Raw genomic sequence first — 16,099 nt, 5'->3', positions numbered from 1 at the left:
GGCGTTGGACAGCGTGAGGTTGCTCTCTCTTCGCTGCTCCAGCAGGTGATCGGTGCCGTACCGGGTTATGACGGATACGGAAGGGGGTGCATGACGGTGCGAGCGGTCCTGGGAATCCGGCGGTGGCAGCACAATCCCCTGTGCAGGCCCACCGACCGCCACGAGGCATGGGGGGCGCTGGCAGCTCTGCTGCTGATGCTGGTCGCCGCCCCGGTGCTCGGCTGGATGTGCGGTTCGCTCACCGACGAAGCCCTCCAGCAGGCAGTGCGCGCGCAGCGCGCCCAGCGGCATCTCACGACGGCTGTCGTCGTGCGCGGGCCCTCCGGTGTGTCGCGCTTCGCCCGGGACCCCGAGGTCACCGTGACGGAACGCACCGCGTACTCCTCCGCGGTGGCCCGGTGGAAGGCCCCGGACGGTACGGCCCGCACCGGCTGGGTGTCCACGGCGTCCAAGGTCACCGCCCCGGGTACACGGATACGGATCTGGACGGACGACCGGGGCCGCCCGGCGATGCGTCCGATGGACACATCGACGGCGCGCACCCACGCAGTCCTGGCCGGAATCGGTGCGACCCTGCTCGCTGCGGGTCTGGTGGAAACCGCACGCCGACTGTCGGTATGGCGCATGATGCAACGGCGGTACGGTCGGCTCGACCGGGCCTGGGCCGAAACCGGTCCCGACTGGGGCCGGACCGGGACGGGCAGCTGACCCACTGGTACGTAACGTCCAGTGCCGGGCCGCTCCATCCGCTTCACGGCCCTCATGAGCGGCCGACTCGTCAACTCGCGTCCGCCGCGCGCGCTACGGTGGACCGGCCCGCCCGACTCCTCGGCAGGCGGGCCCCGAGCTGCCGGGAGGCCGGTGGCACCGGCGTACACGGCGGCATGCGGACAGGCACGAGGCAGCGCACACGGCACGAGGTGGGGGCACAACAGCACCATGGCACAGGGCACGGTCCAGGTGACGCACACCGGCACATCGCGATGGCGCCGCCGCACGGGCGAATTCGCTTCCCTCACCGCAGCCCTGGAGGCCGCAGCGGACGGTGACGTCCTCACCATCGCCCCCGGTACCTACCGGGAGAATCTCGTGGTTCACCACGCGGTGACCCTGCGCGGCCCCGAGGGAACCGTCGGTTCCGTACGGATCGCGCCGGTCGACGGCGTACCTCTGACGGTGCGCGCCTCCGCCGTGATCCAGGATCTTCATGTGGAAGGCCAGGATTCTGCCGCCCCCGCACTGCTCGTCGAGGAGGGTGCGCCCGAGCTCTCGGACCTGCGCATCGTGACCCGGTCGGCCGCCGGGATAGAGGTACGGGGCGCGGCCAGGCCCACCGTCCGCCGCTGTACCGTCGACAATCCGGCCGGTGTCGGCATTGCCGTGCTCGACGGTGCCGGAGGCGTGTTCGAGGAGTGCGAGGTCGTGTCGGCCGGACAGTCCGGTGTCTCGGTACGCGACGGGGCGCATCCGAGGCTCGAGCGGTGCCGTGTCCACCACGCTTCCGGGGCGGGGCTGAGCGTGACCGGCGAGGGCAGCGGCCTGGAGGCCGTGGGCTGCGAGGTGTACGAGATCAAGGGCAGCGGGGTGCAGGTCACGGCCCGCGGTGCCGCGCATCTCACCGACTGCACCGTGCACCGCACTTCCGCGGACGGGGTCACGCTGGACACCGACGCGGTTCTCACACTCGCCGACTGCGACATTCACGACATCCCGGAGAACGCTGTCGACCTGCGGTCCCGCTCCGTTCTCACCCTGACCCGCTCCACCGTGCGCCGCTTCGGCCGCAACGGCCTGTCGGTCTGGGACCCGGGTACCCGTGTCGATGCCAACCAGTGCGAGATCCACGACAGCACGGGCGACTACCCGGCGGTGTGGGTCAGCGACGGAGCCACCGTGATACTCGACTCGTGCCGCGTCCACGACGTACCCGATGCCCTCTTCGTCCTGGACCGGGGCTCGCGCGCCGACGTGGTGGACAGTGATCTGTCCCAGATCCGCAACACGGCGGTGTCGGTGAGTGACGGAGCCACCGCCCAGCTCGACGACTGCCGGATCCGCGAGGCGTCGACCGGAGCGTGGTTCCGCGACCACGGCAGCGGCGGAACCCTGAACAACTGCACGATCGACGCCGCTCAGACCGGTGTCATCGTCACCAAGGGCGCCGACCCGACCATCGAGCGCTGCACGGTCACCTCGCCCGCGGAGGCCGGCTTCTATGTCTCCGCCGAGGGCCGCGGCACCTTCGACAGCTGCCGTGTCACCGGGAGCGAGGGTTACGGCTTCCATGTCATGGACGGCTGCCGCACCACGCTGACCCGCTGCCGCACCGAGCGGTGCGCCCGCGGCGGGTACGAGTTCGCGGAGGGCACCGGATTCCAGGGCGACGGGCTCAGCGGCGGCCCGGTGGTGGAGGACTGCACCAGCGACGAGAGCGGACTGCGTGGCGCCACTCCCCCGACCCCGCCGGTCCTGACGGCGACGCAGTCGACGCCCGGAGTGCTCGGTGCGATGCCGGGACAACGCGCCGCCGAGCCCGCCGCCCCGCCGGCTCCGGCCGAGCCGGTGCGCGATTCGGGCGCCGTCCTCGGGGAGTTGGACGCGCTGGTCGGCCTGGACAGCGTCAAGCGCGAGGTGCGTGCCCTGACCGACATGATCGAGGTCGGCAGGCGCCGTCGGCTGGCAGGCCTCAAAGCGGCGTCGGTGCGCCGCCACCTCGTCTTCACCGGCTCCCCCGGTACGGGCAAGACGACGGTGGCCCGGCTGTACGGCGAGATCCTGGCCTCGCTCGGCGTGCTGGAGCACGGGCATCTCGTGGAGGTGTCCCGCGTCGACCTGGTCGGCGAGCACATCGGTTCGACCGCGATCCGCACGCAGGAGGCGTTCGAACGGGCGCGTGGCGGGGTCCTGTTCGTCGATGAGGCGTACGCGCTGTCGCCCGAGGACTCCGGCCGGGACTTCGGGCGGGAGGCCATCGACACGCTGGTGAAGCTGATGGAGGACCACCGGGACGCCGTGGTCGTGATCGTGGCCGGGTACACGCACGAGATGGAGCGCTTCCTCACCGTCAACCCGGGTGTCGCGTCGCGTTTCTCACGGACCATCACCTTCAGTGACTATGTTCCCGAGGAGCTGCTGCGGATCGTCGGGCAGCAGACCGAGGAGCACGAGTACAGCCTCGCGGACGGGACCGGGGAAGCGCTGCTCAAGTACTTCACAGCGCTTCCCAAAGGCCCCGCCTTCGGTAACGGCCGCACGGCCCGTCAGACCTTCGAGTCGATGGTCGAACGGCATGCGGGCCGGGTCGCCCAGCTCGCCGAGCCGAGCAAGGACGACCTCACGCTGCTCTATCCGGAGGACCTTCCCGAGCTCCCCTGAGTCTCCCCGTCGGCCTGGTGGGGCACGACGGGACCCAGCCGTTCCAGGAGCGCGGCCCGCTCCACGGCGAAGACCGGGTCGGCCTGGTAGTCCGAGTGCCCCAGGATCGGTTCGGGCAGCGGGTGTTCAGGGGTTCGGCCGTAGACCAGCGGGTCCTTCAGCGGGCCCCGGTCCACCTCGGGTCCCTGGCTCTCGTCGATGCGGACGGGACCGCCGATCGGGTCCGTCGCACGCCAGAGGTTGCGCCAGCAGTGCACGGAACGGTGCAGCCCGTCCAGGGGCACCGGTCCGAAGTAGGCGGGGAACCAGCGCCCGTAGAGCCTCTCGATCGGTGAGCCGTAGGTGAGCAGCGCGACCCGGCGCCGCGTCGCGTCGGGCAGTTGCCAGACCGCGGACGCCGCCAGGACGCTGCCCTGGGAGTGGCCCGAGATGACGAGCCGGCCGCGGGTGCTCGCCGTCCAGGCGGACATCCGGGACGACAGGTCGGGTACGGCGCGCTCTGCGTAGCAGGGTGGTGCGAAGGGGTGCGCGGCGCGTGGCCAGAACGTGCCGACGTCCCAGAGGATGCCGATCGTGCGCCGGGCGGAGACGTCACGGTAGGCGCGGCGTCCCCAGGTGACGAACAGGACGAATCCGAAGCCGATCAGCCAGGAGCCGGTCGACTGGGCTGTCTCGGCGAGCGATTCGACGAGGGGAATCGCGCCGTCCATCGCCCGGCCGGGCACCTCGTCACTGAGCCAGGACCCGGCAACGGCCCCGGTCCCGAGGAGCAACGTGGCGCCGGAGACCAGTGCGACGAGCCAGGGTGCGGAGTCGGTGAGGGCCGCAGTTGCCCTGGTCCGGGCGATCCGCCGGGTGCGGGCGGGGTCGGGCCGCGCCTGTTCGTACTCCGCCTCGACCTCGGGTCCCAGTCGGCGTGCGCGCAGCGCGGTACGGACGGCCAGCCAGGTGACGGGGACGAGCAGAAGCAGCAGAAGGACCGGGATGACGGAAGCCTGCCAGCTCAGGAGCACGGGCGGCCCCTCGATGGTGGAGCCGCTGCCCATGCCGGGAGTACCGGAGCCGTCGAGCCAGTCGGCGACACGCTGGGCGACCCCGCCGGTCATCACACCACCGAGCGCGCAGGCGAGCATCGCCACGGCGGGCCCTCCGAGGCCGTACAGGGTCGTGCGCGGCTCGGGGATGCGGTGGTACAGGCTCAGCGCAACCACGGCGAGCAGGACGACGAGAACGCCCTGTCCGAGGGCGAGGACGCGGAAGGCGGTCTCCCCGGGGAGAGCGCCCGAGGACACCCAGGTGGGACGGGACCAGGCTGCGTACACCGTGCCGACGAGCAGCAGGGCGAGCGAGATCCCCGGCAGGAGGGTGATGACGGCACGGTCGAGGGTGTTGTCGAGGCGTCGCTCGCTGCGGCCCCGGCGGCAGACCACCGCGACCACCACCAGGCCGCACAGGAGGAGAGCCGCCTCGAGGACACCGCCGATCACAGCGGGTACGGGACCGTCCGTGGCCCGGTCGTGCCGGGCCGCGGCGCCGCCCACCGCGGCTGCGACGGTGAGGAATCCGGCGGCGGTGTGGGCGGCCCGCAGCCGGGCGACCAGCCGCCGGCCGTACCAGAACCCGGGCCGGCCGAGGGCGGGACGGACGGGAGGCGGGGCGGACGGTGAGGTCTCCGGCTTGTGTGCCGTGTCCTCGTCGGGTTCGTCCCCGCTCAGCGGGCGCTGCGACTCGTAAGCGCTCCAGGTGCGGTTGGACAGGTACCAGAGCAGTCCGACCAGGGCCGTGGGCACGAGGGCGGCGACCGCGAGCCGGCGTCCGGGCTGGGACCACCAGCCGCCCTGCTCCGTCGACAGGAAGCCGAGCCAGGACCGCCGGCCGGAGCACGCGGGTACACCCGCGCACTGCCAGGCCACCAGGTCGAGGGCGACCTCACAGACTGCGGCGGTCAGCAGAACGGTCAGGCTGAGTGCGACGAGCCGCACCACCATGCCGTACAACCTCACCGCCACGGTGCGGCCCCGGGCCGTGGGCCGCATCCAGTGGGCAAGGTTGACCACCATGAACGGAAGCAGCAGCAGCCACAGGGCACGGGAGCCGTTGCCCGAGGTGAGGTTGGACCAGCAGTAGGCCTCCGCGACGGGTCCGTCCCGATGACGCTCGGGGTGCTGCTCGGCCTCGATGTCCTCGGTACGCCGGTATATGGCGGCCGTCGCGTCACCGGTGATCCTGGTCGTACGGGGGTCGCCGAGCATCTCCTGGGGAGTGGCTCCGCCGACGCCGTGGACGAGCAGTTCCAGCGCGGCCCCGGTGCTCTGCGGGGCCTGGGTGGCAGGGGACAATGTCTTCTGCTCGCTCTCTGGTCCTTCCGGCATGGCGGCCGGCGGGGAAGGGACGTGGCACGGCGCGGAGCTCCGGGCTGATGCACAGTCACCACCATCGCTGACGGGGGGTGCCTGCCGCATCGCTCTCACCGAATCTCCCCAGTGACGCGGCCGGCAGAGCTGCGTGGCAGGATGAGGGCGTCCCGCAGGATGCTGTCGGACCTGCGGCCAGAGGGAAGGACCGGACCCGGCGTTGAGCGAGAATCAGAATTTGCTCGCGGAGCAGCGGCGCGCGCTCATCCTCGACGAGGTACGCAAGCGCGGCGGGGTCCGGGTCAACGAGCTGACCCGCAAGCTGAACGTCTCCGACATGACCATCCGCCGGGACCTGGACGCACTGGCCCGCCAGGGCGTCATCGAGAAGGTGCACGGCGGGGCCGTCCCGCTGGTCGAGGCGAGTACGCACGAGCCCGGTTTTGAGGCCAAGTCGACGCTGGAGCTCAGCGCCAAGGAGGACATCGCGCGCGCGGCGGCGGCCATGGCCGTGCCGGGCAGCGCGATCGCCCTGTCCGGCGGCACGACGACGTTCGCGCTGGCCCGGCACCTCCTGGACGTTCCGGCCCTGACCGTGGTGACGAATTCGGTACGGGTCGCCGACGTGTTCCACGACGCGCAGCGGCCGACGGCGGCGGGCGGCCCACGGGCCGGAGCGGCCACCGTGGTGCTGACCGGCGGGGTACGCACGCCTTCGGACTCGCTCGTCGGGCCGGTCGCGGACCGCGCGATCGGCTCGCTCCACTTCGACGTGCTGTTCCTCGGAGTGCACGGGATCTCGGTCGAGGCGGGTCTCTCGACACCGAACCTCGCGGAGGCCGAGACGAACCGCCGCTTCGTGCGGGCCGCGCGACGGGTCGTGGTGGTCGCCGACCACACCAAGTGGGGCACCGTCGGCCTGAGCTCTTTCGCGACGCTGGACGAGGTGGACTCCTTCGTCACGGATTCGGGGCTGTCGGACGGGGCCAGGCAGGAGATCGAGGAGCATCTGCCGGGGTTGGTCGTGGCGGGCGATGCCGCACCTCAGTAGCCGCGTTCCGGGTGCCCCTGGGTTCCGCTCCGCTCCTTGACCGACCGCGGACGTCCTAGGATCGGGCCGTGGCCGTCTTCCGGATCGAGCGCTTCACTCCCCTCCCCGCCGCCGAGGCCTGGCGTCGGTTGACCGACTGGGAGGCGCACTCCGGACCCGTGCCGATGACCTCGATCACCGTCCCGACCGGTCCGCCGACCCGGGTGGGAACGGTCTTCGTGGCGCGTACCGGTCTCGGGCCGTTCGGGTTCGACGATCCGATGGAAGTGGTGCGCTGGACGCCGCCGGTGGCCGGGCGCGCGGGGATCTGCCGGCTGGAGAAACGCGGCCGTGTGGTGCTGGGCAGGGCATCGATCGATGTCCGGCCGACCGGCGCGGGGTCGCACGTCATCTGGGTGGAGGAGCTGCGCGTACGGCTGCTGCCCGGGTGGGGCGATCAGCTTCTCTCGACTGCGGGCCGCCGGGTTTTCGGGCGGGTGCTCGACGCCCTGCTCGACAGCCCTTAGGGTCTTTCGCCCGGATCCGGCATGATCCGGACGAGGGGCACCGGCCTCAGGCGGGCCAGGTGCCGGTGGCCAGGAAGTGATCGATGGTCCGCGTGTACGGATCGATGTCCAGGCCCTGCGCGCTCAGCCAGCTGTCGGAGTAGTACTTGTCGAGGTAGCGCTCGCCCGGGTCGCAGAACAGCGTGACGATGCTTCCGGTGCTGCCTTGCTCGACCATCTCCGCGACGAGCTTGAACGCGCTCCACAGTCCGGTGCCGGTGGAGCCGCCGGCCTTGCGGCCAATGGCCCGCTCCAATGCGCGCACGGCTGCGACGCTCGCCGCGTCGGGCACCTTCATCATCCGGTCGATGGCTCCGGGCACGAAGCTCGGCTCCATGCGGGGCCTGCCGATGCCCTCGATGCGTGAGCCGCAGTCGCTGGTCGCCAGGGGGTCGTGCCGGGTCCACCCGTCGAAGAAACAGGAGTTCTCCGGGTCGGGTACACAGATCCTCGTGTCGTGCTGCATGTAGCGGACATAGCGTCCGATGGTCGCCGAGGTGCCACCGGTTCCGGCCGTGGCGACGATCCAGGCGGGCTCCGGGTACCGCTCCAGCCTGAGCTGCTGGTAGATGGACTCCGCGATGTTGTTGTTGCCGCGCCAGTCGGTGGCACGCTCGGCATAGGTGAACTGGTCCATGTAGTGGCCGCCGGTACGGGCAGCGAGAGCCGCCGACTCCTCGTAGAGCTTCCGTGAGTCGTCGACGAAGTGGCACTGTCCGCCGTGGAATTCGATCAGCCGGCATTTCTCGGGGCTGGTCGTGCGGGGCATCACTGCAATGAACGGGACACCGATCAGCTTCGCGAAGTACGCCTCCGAGACGGCCGTCGAGCCGCTGGACGCCTCGATGACCGGCTTGCCGCGGCGGATCCAGCCGTTGCAGAGCCCGTAGAGGAAGAGCGATCGTGCCAGCCGGTGCTTGAGGCTGCCCGTGGGGTGCGTCGACTCGTCCTTGAGGTAGAGATCGATGCCCCACTGCTCGGGCAGCGGGAAGCGCAGGAGGTGGGTGTCCGCGGAACGGTTGGCGTCCGCCTGGACCTTGCGCACGGCCTCCTTGAGCCAGGCACGGTAGTCCGGATCGCTGCGGTCGATGTCCACGGTCGTCGCGATCTCACCGTCACGTCTGTGCTCACTGGTGTCCATCAGCGATCTCCTCCTCGTGCGACCGGCATTCGCCACCACCACGATATTCCCCCCACCTGCACAAACGATTGCTTTGATGCCCCATAGCCCTGCCTTGGTGTTCACGTCCGGGCCGCCCTCGATCCGCTCCGGAACCGCACGATTCAGGCGCGATGCGGCCTGGTACAAGCGCCCCGATGCGGGCAGACTTCCCAGGAGAAGCCGGTACAAGGAGGGCGAAGTCGCCATGTCCGAGGCAGAGTTCAGCGCGAGCGGAGTCAGGATCGAGCGGTGGACCCGTTCCCTGACCAGGGCCGGTCAGGTCGTCGTCAAGGACGGCCGACTGGCGCTGCTGACCAGTTACGGCCGGGAGATCGACAGCGCCCCGGTGACCACGGTGAGTGCGGGCAAACGATGGTTCCTGGCGGCGGACTCGGCGGTAGCGCGTGTCAACGGCGTGCGCTACCGACTGACCATGGGGCAGCGCAACCGCAGGCCGGGCGGGGCCGCACCGGTCCGCAGGTTCCTGGAGGCGCTGCGCCGCGCGGGCGGCCGGCGAACCTGACGCAACGGTTCCGTACGGGCACCGCGAGTTGCGGAGCCCAACCCCCTGAGTCACGCTGGTGACACGTCACTGATGGTGTACCGGCGGTGACCGCGCAAGCCGCTCCGCCGGGTGCCACAGGGCGGACCACGCACGACCAGACCAGAAACAGCAGCGAGCCACACTGCTGGATCCGTTCCTTCGTCTTCTTCCGGACCTATTTCGGGGAGTCGCAGCCGTGATCAGCGAGCCAAGCAGGCACTGCGCGGTGGAGCTCCAGGCCCTGCCGTCGCGGATCGGTCAGGTCCGCAGAATCATTTCGGCGCAACTGCGCTACTGGCATCTCGATCCTCTGATCGACCAGGCAGCGCTCGGCGTCACCGAACTGCTGACCAATGTCCACCGGCATGCACAGCCGGACAAATCGTGCACCGTCGAGATCGAGCTGCTGCTCGACCGTCTCACGGTTTCCGTCCACGACCACGACCCACGGCTGCCGACCGTGTGCGATGCCGATTCGTCCGCCACTTCGGGGCGCGGACTGGCGCTGATCGCCGCAGTCAGCGAGAGCTGGGGGGTACGACCGACCGACGACACGGGCAAGGTCGTCTGGTTCACCCTTCCGGCCCCGTCCTTCGCCACCGCGCTGACTCCCCTTCCGGTGTACGGCTCGACGACCGACGGACCTTTCGGCTCCGGACGGGACACTCTCGTGGAGCCCACAGCACAGACCCGGGCCCGGTCGGCCGTCGTCGGCTGACCGGGCGGGGGCGGCGCGCCGCTTCCGTGGCGCGATCGTGTGCGCTACTCCGTGGCGATCGCGCGGAGCACGTCGAGACGTGCGGCGCGCCGGGCCGGCCGCCAGCCGGCCAGCGCGCCCGCGGCGAGCCCGACCAGGGCCACGACGAACAGCTTCAGCAGCGGCAGTGCGAAGACGAACGCCGTATCGCCGGTGCCCTCCGACGCCTCGACGAGCACCCGGCCGAGGAGACCGCCCAGCAGCAGGCCGCCTGCCGTCCCGAATGCGGAGACCAGGACGGATTCCCAGCGCACCATGCTCCGCAGCTGGCTCCTGGTCTGTCCGACCGCCCTCAACAGGCCCAGTTCCCTGGTGCGTTCGTGGACAGCCAGGGTGAGGGTGTTCGCGATACCCAGCAGAGCGATCAGCACGGCGAGGGCCAGCAGCGCGTAGACCAGTGTGAGCATCATGTCGATGCCGCCCGCCGAGGACTGCGCGTACTCCTGACGCGTCTGTACGTCGGGGCTTCCGTAGGCCGCGGCGGTCCTCTCGACCGCCTGCTTCCCTTCGTCGGCGGAGACGCCTTCCCTGAACGAGACGGCGACCAGGGTGTCGGAGTCCTGGCCCCGGTGCGGCGCCCAGGCCTCGCGGGTGATGACGTAGTCGCCCGCCGGCTCGGACTGTTCGAAGACGGCCCGGACGGTGAAGTCCGCTTCCGTGCCGTCGGTGAAGGTGAGCCGGGCGGTGGATCCGGTGTCCAGGTGGCGCTTGTCTGCCTCGGTGTCCGAGAGGGCGATGCCGTTCGTGCCGAGTGAGCCCAGCGAACCCTCGACCTCGCCGAGAGCGAACACATCGGCGAGGCGCCCGGGGTCGGTGACGGTCAATGCCCGGCCGGAGCCGTTGACCTCGGCAACGCCCTTTCCGAGCCCGACCGCGGATTCGACCTCGGGCTGCCGCTGCACGGCCGGGGCAAGACCGGGGCTCAGTCCGCTGCCGCCGGCGCCGAACGCGGGTGCGCTGATGGCCACATCGCCCGCGAAGGACCTGTCGACCGTACGGTCCATCGTCGCCTTCAGCGAGGCGCCGAAGACCGTGAAGAGCGAGACGACGGCGACACCGATCATCAGCGCGGTGGCGGTGGCGGCGGTCCGCTCGGGGCTGCGCAGCGCGTTGCGCCTGGCGAGTCCGCCGGTGACGCCCCGCAGCCGGTCGAGCGGTGCGCCGAGGATGCGTACGGCGTACGAGGAGGCGACCGGCCCGAGCACCACGAACGCGGCAAGGGCCAGAACCGCACCGGCTGCCGGGAGCCAGAGGGAGGGGGCGGCCAGGACGCCGGCCATGATGACGCCGACCGCCGCCAGCAGGAGCCCGCCTCCGGTGAGGGTCCGGTTCCGGGAGGCCGCGGAGTCGTCGACGATGCTCTCGCGCAGGGCCGCAAGGGGGGCGGTACGTCCGGCCCGGACCGCCGGTACCAGTGCGGAGCCCAGGCAGACGAGAATGCCGACGCCCAGAGGCAACAGCAGGGACAGTCCGCTGATCACCAGTGCGCCCTCGGGGAACGGGAATCCGATGGCCGGGAACAGTGCCTGCAGTCCGGCGGCGATACCGATGCCGCCGGCCAGGCCCGCGACGGAGGCGGCCGTTCCGACGGCGAAGGCCTCGACGAGAGTCGATCCGACGACCTGGCGCCGGGCGGCGCCGAGGGCCCTCAGCAGGGCGTTCTCCCGCGTCCGCTGGGCGACGACGATCGCGAAGGTGTTGTGGATGGAGAAGGTGGCGACCAGCAGCACGATGCCGGAGAACACCAGCAGCAGCGTGGTGAACAGGCTCAGGAACGCTCCGGAGATCATGTCCTGGTTCTCGGCGGCCGAGGCATCGCCGGTGATGGCTTCGGTGCCTTCCGGGAGCACGGGCGTGAGCGCGTCCACCAGTTCCTGCTGACCGGTGCCGTGTCCCGCCCGCACCTGGATGCTCGCTGCCTCGCCGGGCTTCGGGGTGAGGTACTTCTCGGCGTCGGCCTGGGTCAGCCCCGCGTAGGTCACCTGGGCCATGCCGTCCTCACCGCCGAAGGTGGCCAGGCCGACGACGGTGACGCGGACCGGGTCGGGGGTCCGCAGGACGGTGGTGTCGCCGATCTCGAGGCCACCCCGGTCGGCGGTGCCGCGGTTGACGACGACCTCGCCGGGCGCGGACGGCACCCGTCCGTCGGCGAGGCGGTACGGGTTGAGTTCGGGATCGGCGATCCAGTTCCCCGCGAGGGTGGGCGGTCCCTGGCCGCAGATGGGTTCGCCGTCGGCGCCCAGGAGCTGCCCCGCCCCCTCGATCTTCGGAGCGGCTGCGGCAACACCCGGTACCTGTTCGATCCTGCGGACCAGATCGGCAGCGACGGGCTGCCGGGTGCCCTGGGTCTCTCCGGAGACGGTGATCACGTCGGTGCTGCGGACGACCACGTCCGTGCCCTGGGCGGCGTTGCCGAACATGGTGTCGAAGCCGGCTCGCAAGGTGTCGCCCATGACGAGGGTTCCGGTGAGAAAGGCGACGCCGAGCAGGACGGCGGTGAAGGTGCCCGTGAAGCGCCGCTTGTGGGCGCGCAGGGAGGAGAGGCTGAGGCGCAGAGAGGCGCGGGTGCTGGTCATGGCGTCACCGCAGGGGTGCGGGCTGTGTCGAAGGCCTTCAGCCGGTCGAGCACGCGTTCCGCCGTCGGGGCCTGCATCCGGTCGACGAGCCTGCCGTCCGCGAGGAAGACGACCTCGTCGGCGTGCGCGGCCGCGACAGGATCGTGGGTGACCATCACGACGGTACGGCCGGTCCGGCGTACGGTGCCGCCGAGGAGCCGCAGCACCTCTTGCCCCGCGCGGGAGTCGAGGTTGCCGGTCGGTTCATCGGCGAACACCACATCGGGTCTGCCCGCGAAGGCCCGGGCCACGGCGACGCGTTGCTGCTGGCCGCCGGAGAGCTCGCTCGGCCGGTGGTGCAGCCGGTCCCGCAGCCCGACCGTGTCGATGAGTGCGTCGATCCACTCACGGTCGCCGCGCTCCCCCGCGAGGTCGAGGGGGAGCGTGATGTTCTCGGCGACGGTGAGCGTCGGGATGAGGTTGAAGGCCTGGAAGACGAAGCCGATACGGCGGCGGCGCAGCAGGGTGAGCCTGCGGTCGTCGAGTGCGCCCAGCTCGGTGTCTCCGATGAAGGCGGAGCCGGAGGTCAGGGTGTCGAGACCGGCGGCGCAGTGCATCAGCGTCGATTTGCCGGAGCCCGAGGGCCCCATGATCGCGGTGAAACGTCCGGCCCGGAAGCCGATGCTCACTCCGTCCAGGGCCCTGACCTCGGTGTCGCCTGTGCCGTAGACCTTCACGGCGTCGGCGACCCAGGCGGCTTCGTTGCCACCGGTGGTGGTGTTGTCGGCGGTGGTCATGCCGGACCGTCCTTGTCGAAGCGTCCGAAGGGTTCGTCCAGGACGGAGAGCCGGCGCCAGTACTCGTCCTCGTCGATCTCACCTGCGGCGAACCGCCTGCCGAGGAGGTCGATCGGCGAGTGCTCGCCGGTGCTGCCCCGGCGGACGCCGTGGGACTGCCACGGGCTACGGCGGCCACGCCAGACCGTACGGCGCAGCAGGGTGACGACGCCGATGACGACGGCCGCCCAGATGATCGGGAAGAGGAGGATCCAGGGTCCGGGTCCGCCGGAGTGGGCCAGGGTGTTCATCTCGGTCAGCTCCCTCGGTCAGGGGGTTCGTTCGCGTTCTTCTGTCGCTTACGAGCCTGTCTCCGGGAGGGGGCCAGGGCGTCGTACGGCCGGCGGCCGTGCACGTACCTCTGTGGGAGTACGCGGCGTCTCCGCGTCTGCGCCCGGCATCGGCCCCGGCCGTGGTGGAGTCTGTACCTACTAGTATGTGCAGTGGAGGGATGAGCACTCCGGACCGTCTGATCGAGGCCACCCAGGACCTCCTCTGGGGGCGTGGCTACGTGGGCACCAGCCCCAAGGCCATCCAGCAGCGCGCGGGTGCGGGCCAGGGCAGCATGTACCACCACTTCGCCGGCAAGCCGGATCTGGCGCTCGCGGCCATCGACCGCACGTCGACGCAGATGCGGGAAGCCGCCGGACGCGTGCTCGACGGGCCGGGACCGGCGTACGAGCGGATCTCCGGCTACCTTCTGCGCGAGCGCGAGGTGCTGCGGGGCTGCCCGGTGGGGCGGCTGACGATGGATCCGGATGTCGTGGCCAGCGAGGAGCTGCGCGCGCCGGTGGAGGAGACGCTCGCCTGGCTGCGGGGACGGCTCACGGAGGTCGTCCAGGAGGGCCTGGACGAAAGCGAGTTCGCTCCGGACCTCGTTGCCGGCGAGATCGCCGCCGCCATCGTGGCGACGGTCCAGGGCGGCTACCTGAACCGCGAAGCGCAGGAGCGTGTGACGGCGTCCCGGGGCAAAGCGGTTGATCTCACCATGTTCGATGACTGGGAGCTGCTGGACGCTTACTGGGCCGGCGCGGACGAACTACTGCGACGGGACTTGATCCGACTCGCCATCGATCGGGTGACGATCAACCAGAACAAGCGGCGTGGCGCACCGTTCGTCGGCGCTCAGCGCGTGGCGATCACCTGGGCCGGAGCGCTGGACGCAGCGGCGCGCGAATAGGAACTGTCATCAGCAGCGCGGAGCTGATCGGCGCAGGACTCCACAGTGGTCCGCCGGCCGAGCAAGCGACTGCGACAGAAGCCAGTCTGCGGGCCCGCGTCGCAGCAGTCGATGGCCCGGACGAAGCCGCCGCATTCGACGGCCCTTCACGGGCCAACCACGCCACGGACCGGCGGCTGCCGGACCAGCTCGCGGAGCTCGCCGATGCCGGCTTCGGCGGGCAGTTGCTGCTGGGCGGTGACACCACGGTTCCCGGAACGCCGGGGATGCCCTTCCTCCTTCGAAGGCTGCGCCTTCGGCTCGAACAGGCCCTCGGAGAGGAACTGCTGCACTCCGTTCTTGTCACCGCCCCGGCGCGCGCCTTCGCGTTCGCCGCCCCGCGGGAAGGGCTCCCCCGCCCCTGATCAGGCGAGAGCGGTCAACGGGTCGTCGAGCACGGGCTGCCAGGCCAGCTCGGCAGCGCCCACCAGACTGTTGTGGGCCAGCGTGCAGGGCAGGATCGGCACACTGCCGCTGCGCCCCCACAGGCTGCGGTCGGCGACGACCGCCCGGAGCCGTTCGGGGTCGGCTTCGAGGAGGTCACGGTGCAGTCCGCCGAGGATGATGCGGTCGGGGTTGAGGATGTTGACCAGACCGGCCAGACCCAGGCCCAGACGGTCGATCAGCTCTTCGGCCGCGGTCCGCACACCGGGGTCGCCGTACTCCGTGCGCAGCAGGTCGCCGGCCTGCTTGAGGAGCGACTCCTCGGGCCCGGGTTCCCGGCGCGCCGCGGTGAGGAAGGCGAGGGGGTCCGTCTCGACGTCCAGACAGCCGCGCCCGCCGCAGTGGCAAGGGCGCCCCTCGGGGTTCACCGTGAGGTGCCCCACTTCCAGGGCCAGTCCCGAACTCCCGCTGTGCAGGCGGCCGTCCAGGACGAGCGCACCGCCCACGCCACGGTGCCCGGTGGCCACACAGAGCAGGTGCTGGGCGCCACGTCCGGCGCCGTGCCGGTGCTCGGCGAGGGCGGTGAGGTTGACATCGTTCCCGGTGAACGCCGGTCCGGTGATTCCTGCCGCGCGCACGCAGGTGGTGAAGATCTCCCGGACGGGGGCCCCCGCGGGCCAGGCGATGTGCAGCGGGTTGAGGGCGGTGCCCTCGGGTTCGGCGACAGCGGAGGGGACGGCGAGCCCGGCACCGACGCACCGCAGTCCACTGTCGCGCAGCAGCCGGGCACCGGCTTCGACGACCTCCCCGAGGACCTGGGCAGGATCGGCCATGACCGCGACGCAGCCGGGTGCGGTGGCGACGATCCTGCCCCCGAGCCCGACGAGCGCGGCCCGGAAGCCGTCGGAGTGGACCTGCGCGGCGAGTGCGACGGGCCCGCTGTCCCTGACGGCCAGCCGGTGCGAGGGACGGCCCTGCGAACCGGCTGCGGAGCCGGGGCTGGAGTCGACCCGGATGAGCCCGAGCGCCTCCAGCTCCGCGGCCACCGCACCCGCGGTGGCACGGGTGACACCGAGTTCGGACGTCAGCACGGCACGCGTGGGCGCGCGGCCTGTGTGGACCAGCTCCAGCGCGGGTCCCAGGGCGCTGCGGCCTCTCTCCAACTTCTGCCGAGTGGTGGTCGACTTCCCGTTCATGGGGGCGAGTCTCCCATGATCCGGAGCCGCTGCCGACGCCCGTGCGCCCCGCACCGTTCACCGGACCGTCACGGGGTTCGTCATGTTGCGTACGGCGTCCGCGCGCCTCTATGCTGAGTTT

At 71.1% G+C, this 16,099-nt stretch carries 12 protein-coding genes and 2 pseudogenes; 8 read left to right on the top strand and 6 right to left on the bottom strand.

Annotated features, from left to right (window positions below; all coding sequences use genetic code 11):
• Positions 1 to 90: 90 nt before the first annotated feature.
• Together ACFWBQ_RS31660 and ACFWBQ_RS31655 are read left to right on the top strand one after the other, a co-directional pair.
• On the top strand, positions 91 to 708 hold the full coding sequence (locus tag ACFWBQ_RS31660; RefSeq protein ID WP_385504300.1) for a hypothetical protein: 618 nt from the start codon (positions 91 to 93) through the stop codon (positions 706 to 708).
• Between the two features lie 231 nt (positions 709 to 939).
• Positions 940 to 3,375, top strand: a complete 2,436-nt coding sequence (locus ACFWBQ_RS31655; protein ID WP_385504296.1) for a right-handed parallel beta-helix repeat-containing protein — start codon at positions 940 to 942, stop codon at positions 3,373 to 3,375.
• On the opposite strand, the gene ACFWBQ_RS31650 is transcribed toward ACFWBQ_RS31655, so the two are convergent.
• Complete coding sequence (locus tag ACFWBQ_RS31650; protein ID WP_385504291.1) at positions 3,345 to 5,747, bottom strand: hypothetical protein; 2,403 nt, start codon at positions 5,745 to 5,747, stop codon at positions 3,345 to 3,347. The two genes, ACFWBQ_RS31655 and ACFWBQ_RS31650, sit on opposite strands and share 31 nt — an antisense overlap.
• 202 nt (positions 5,748 to 5,949) lie before the next feature.
• Here ACFWBQ_RS31650 and ACFWBQ_RS31645 point away from each other — a divergent pair, with 202 nt between their 5' ends.
• Both ACFWBQ_RS31645 and ACFWBQ_RS31640 read left to right on the top strand, forming a co-directional pair.
• The gene (locus ACFWBQ_RS31645) at positions 5,950 to 6,780 is read left to right on the top strand and encodes a DeoR/GlpR family DNA-binding transcription regulator (protein ID WP_385504287.1); all 831 of its coding nucleotides are present in this window, start codon (positions 5,950 to 5,952) and stop codon (positions 6,778 to 6,780) included.
• A gap of 68 nt (positions 6,781 to 6,848) precedes the next feature.
• A complete protein-coding gene (locus ACFWBQ_RS31640; protein ID WP_385504282.1) occupies positions 6,849 to 7,286 on the top strand; it encodes an SRPBCC family protein in 438 nt (145 codons plus the stop codon).
• Between the two features lie 46 nt (positions 7,287 to 7,332).
• On the opposite strand, the gene ACFWBQ_RS31635 is transcribed toward ACFWBQ_RS31640, so the two are convergent.
• Entirely contained in the window at positions 7,333 to 8,466 is a 1,134-nt protein-coding gene (locus ACFWBQ_RS31635; protein WP_385504279.1) for a PLP-dependent cysteine synthase family protein, read from the bottom strand.
• Between the two features lie 226 nt (positions 8,467 to 8,692).
• On the opposite strand from ACFWBQ_RS31635, the gene ACFWBQ_RS31630 reads away from it, so the two are divergent.
• Both ACFWBQ_RS31630 and ACFWBQ_RS31625 read left to right on the top strand, forming a co-directional pair.
• The gene (locus tag ACFWBQ_RS31630; RefSeq protein ID WP_385504275.1) at positions 8,693 to 9,010 is read left to right on the top strand and encodes a hypothetical protein; all 318 of its coding nucleotides are present in this window, start codon (positions 8,693 to 8,695) and stop codon (positions 9,008 to 9,010) included.
• 217 nt (positions 9,011 to 9,227) lie between these two features.
• The gene (locus ACFWBQ_RS31625; protein ID WP_385504270.1) at positions 9,228 to 9,749 is read left to right on the top strand and encodes an ATP-binding protein; all 522 of its coding nucleotides are present in this window, start codon (positions 9,228 to 9,230) and stop codon (positions 9,747 to 9,749) included.
• A 44-nt stretch (positions 9,750 to 9,793) separates the two neighbouring features.
• Here ACFWBQ_RS31625 and ACFWBQ_RS31620 read toward each other — a convergent pair whose 3' ends face one another.
• The 3 genes from ACFWBQ_RS31620 to ACFWBQ_RS31610 are packed head-to-tail and all read right to left on the bottom strand — an operon-like array spanning position 9,794 to position 13,430.
• Positions 9,794 to 12,364 (bottom strand): ABC transporter permease, encoded by a 2,571-nt coding sequence (locus ACFWBQ_RS31620; protein ID WP_385504267.1) that lies wholly within the window; start codon positions 12,362 to 12,364, stop codon positions 9,794 to 9,796.
• Positions 12,361 to 13,140: an ABC transporter ATP-binding protein gene (locus ACFWBQ_RS31615; protein WP_385504264.1), complete on the bottom strand. Its 780-nt coding sequence runs from the start codon at positions 13,138 to 13,140 to the stop codon at positions 12,361 to 12,363. Before ACFWBQ_RS31615 ends, ACFWBQ_RS31620 begins: the two co-directional genes overlap by 4 nt.
• Positions 13,137 to 13,430, bottom strand: coding sequence for an SHOCT domain-containing protein (locus tag ACFWBQ_RS31610; protein WP_385504260.1), 294 nt, complete (start codon positions 13,428 to 13,430; stop codon positions 13,137 to 13,139). Before ACFWBQ_RS31610 ends, ACFWBQ_RS31615 begins: the two co-directional genes overlap by 4 nt.
• Positions 13,431 to 13,630: 200 nt before the next feature.
• Here ACFWBQ_RS31610 and ACFWBQ_RS31605 point away from each other — a divergent pair.
• Both ACFWBQ_RS31605 and ACFWBQ_RS31600 read left to right on the top strand, forming a co-directional pair.
• Positions 13,631 to 14,140: pseudogene (locus ACFWBQ_RS31605) on the top strand (TetR/AcrR family transcriptional regulator); the annotation flags it as partial.
• A gap of 350 nt (positions 14,141 to 14,490) precedes the next feature.
• A pseudogene (locus tag ACFWBQ_RS31600) lies at positions 14,491 to 14,763 on the top strand (phosphotriesterase); the annotation flags it as partial.
• Here ACFWBQ_RS31600 and ACFWBQ_RS31595 read toward each other — a convergent pair.
• Positions 14,764 to 15,978, bottom strand: coding sequence for an ROK family protein (locus ACFWBQ_RS31595; RefSeq protein ID WP_385504254.1), 1,215 nt, complete (start codon positions 15,976 to 15,978; stop codon positions 14,764 to 14,766).
• Positions 15,979 to 16,099 lie beyond the last annotated feature (121 nt).

It is taken from the genome of Streptomyces sp. NPDC060035 (genome assembly GCF_042736635.1).
Lineage (GTDB): Bacteria > Actinomycetota > Actinomycetes > Streptomycetales > Streptomycetaceae > Streptomyces.
Note: the sequence above shows the minus strand (reverse complement) of the source record. Positions and strands in the feature narration are given on the sequence as shown.

Coding starts and splice junctions, on each gene's coding strand:
- ACFWBQ_RS31660 (WP_385504300.1), top strand. CDS start 91: ATGACGGTGCGAGCGGTCCTGGGAATCCGGCGGTGGCAGCACAATCCC.
- ACFWBQ_RS31655 (WP_385504296.1), top strand. CDS start 940: ATGGCACAGGGCACGGTCCAGGTGACGCACACCGGCACATCGCGATGG.
- ACFWBQ_RS31650 (WP_385504291.1), bottom strand. CDS start 5,747: ATGCCGGAAGGACCAGAGAGCGAGCAGAAGACATTGTCCCCTGCCACC.
- ACFWBQ_RS31635 (WP_385504279.1), bottom strand. CDS start 8,466: ATGGACACCAGTGAGCACAGACGTGACGGTGAGATCGCGACGACCGTG.
- ACFWBQ_RS31630 (WP_385504275.1), top strand. CDS start 8,693: ATGTCCGAGGCAGAGTTCAGCGCGAGCGGAGTCAGGATCGAGCGGTGG.
- ACFWBQ_RS31620 (WP_385504267.1), bottom strand. CDS start 12,364: ATGACCAGCACCCGCGCCTCTCTGCGCCTCAGCCTCTCCTCCCTGCGC.
- ACFWBQ_RS31615 (WP_385504264.1), bottom strand. CDS start 13,140: ATGACCACCGCCGACAACACCACCACCGGTGGCAACGAAGCCGCCTGG.
- ACFWBQ_RS31610 (WP_385504260.1), bottom strand. CDS start 13,430: ATGAACACCCTGGCCCACTCCGGCGGACCCGGACCCTGGATCCTCCTC.
- ACFWBQ_RS31595 (WP_385504254.1), bottom strand. CDS start 15,978: ATGAACGGGAAGTCGACCACCACTCGGCAGAAGTTGGAGAGAGGCCGC.